Origin of the sequence: Streptomyces nanshensis, assembly GCF_001751255.1 — a bacterium.
GTDB lineage: Bacteria > Actinomycetota > Actinomycetes > Streptomycetales > Streptomycetaceae > Streptomyces > Streptomyces nanshensis_A.
Window position 1 is genome coordinate 1 of record NZ_LJGW01000550.1, and the last position, 1231, is coordinate 1231.

Consider the following 1231-nt stretch of genomic DNA (forward strand, 5'->3'; position numbering starts at 1 on the left):
GTTGACGCCCGTCGCGACGCCCGGCAGGAAGCGCCGCAGCAGTTCCCCGGCGCCGCTCCGGCGCACCGCGCGGGCGGCCAGCGCACGGCCCGCGATCTGCGCGGAGCGCAGCGCCAGCGCGGGCGCCGCCTCCCGACGGGCCATCAACAGCCGCTGATTGACAGCGGATTCGGCCTGCCACCGGCGCTTGTGGGGCTCCGCACCGCGCAGCAGGCTGAGCGTGCCGCCTCCCGTGACGTCCGCGTGTGCGGCGGCGTGCCGCAGCAGCATCGTGGTGATGTCCACACGCTGTGCGCGCAGCCGCGGATGCGCACCGTAGAGATAGCCGCAGACCAGGCCGCCGCTGCTGAGGAGGATGTCGGAGGCCAGCGGCTCGTCGTCGACCCGGTACTCGGTGAGCAGCGCGTCACCGCTCTCCACGAGGTGCTCGACCGTACGTTCCAGATGTGCGCGGAAGCGCGGCCGCAGATGCTCGGGCGTCACGCCGCGGCCCTCCCACTGCATCGCGTGCAGACGGAGCAGGGTGCCCACGGCCCCCGCCGCCTCCGAGGGCAGCACCTCGTGCTCCTTGATCCCCATCTTGTCGATCTTGCGCAGCTTCTGCCGGGTGCGCTTGGCGCTCGCCGAGGGCAGCCGCTCCAGCAGAACGTCCATGGAGACACCGGGCAGTTCGAGGCAGACCGAGTCCGGCAGCCTCCGGCGGGCACCGTGCCACACGTCGTAGACCCGCTCCGCCGCGGCACCGGGACGCACTTCGCGCAGATCGATCACCGCTCCGCGCGACGCACGGCGCATCGCCTCGGCCAGGGCGGCGGGCGCTCCCGGGCACTCGTCGTCCAGCAGCACGTCGCAGTAGTCGGTGATGCCGCCGCCGAGCGCCGCCAGCGTGGGCAGCGGCCGGTGACGGAGCATCAGCGGTGCGGCGGCCACGAGCCGTCCGCGCTCGCGGACGAGGACGACGCGCAGCCGTCCCGGCGTCCCGTACGACCGCCACCACGAGTCCAGCCAGGCGTGGGACTGGAAGGTCGTCGCGCTCGCGCCCCGGCGGCGCAGCTCGTCCCACTCGCGGGCCAGCGCGCCGAACCGCGCGGGGTCGCGGCACAGGGATGCGGTGGTCATCGCGCCCGCTCCGTCCCGGACGTCTCGGCGGTCTCGCGCGCGTCCGGACCGGCGTTCTCCGGACCGGCGTCGTCCGTGCCGGTGCCGGTGCCGGTGCCGGTGTCCGTGCCGG

Annotated in this window: 1 protein-coding gene; it reads right to left on the minus strand. The window is 74.7% G+C overall.

Annotated features, from left to right (window positions below; translation table 11 throughout):
• Positions 1-1119, minus strand: a 1119-nt coding sequence (locus AN218_RS29670) for a GNAT family N-acetyltransferase (RefSeq protein WP_070020158.1), incomplete at its 3' end; no start/stop codon positions are given.
• Between the last annotated feature and the right edge of the window lie 112 nt (positions 1120-1231).